The 557-nt window shown below is 37.7% G+C and carries 1 protein-coding gene; it reads right to left on the reverse strand.

Annotation, left to right across the window (positions count from 1 at the left end; all coding sequences use genetic code 11):
- The coding region (locus FRY74_RS12770) for a SprB repeat-containing protein (RefSeq protein ID WP_189765276.1) at positions 1-557 on the reverse strand (557 nt) is incomplete at both ends.

Genomic DNA, 557 nt, shown 5'->3' on the forward strand with positions numbered 1-557 from the left:
CACCATCTTTGGTGGGTTATCGATTAAAATACTATCTGTAATTGTACATCCATTTGTATCCGTTAGTAATAAAGTAGTATATCCTGAACAAAGACCAGTTGCTTCTTGAGATAATTGTGAATTTGGATCTTGCCAAAAGTAATAGTAAGGGGCAGTACCTCCACTAGGAATGGCTATAGCTGAACCATTACATGAGTCTGGGCAAAATTTAGAAGTGCTGCTTAAAATAAATGAAACAGCTGTCGGCTCATTAATTACAACATTTGTAGGCATCTGACAACCTAATGTATCAGTTACTAAAACATCATAAGCTCCTTGAGCTAATCCAACTGCAGGGTTTGTTGTTTGATTTCCTGCTGCTGCATCCCATAAGTATGTGTATCCTGGAAATCCTCCTCCTACTGAAACCGTAGCTGTTCCATCATTTCCTCCATTACAACTAACATCTGTTTGTGCCGATATAGATGCTACTCCTGCTGGTGCAGCTAAAACAGTAGTCCCTCCATTAAATTTACAATTATTAGCATCTGTTAAAATTAAAGTATAATCTCCTGGAA

It is taken from the genome of Vicingus serpentipes (assembly GCF_007993035.1).
GTDB lineage: Bacteria > Bacteroidota > Bacteroidia > Flavobacteriales_E > Vicingaceae > Vicingus > Vicingus serpentipes.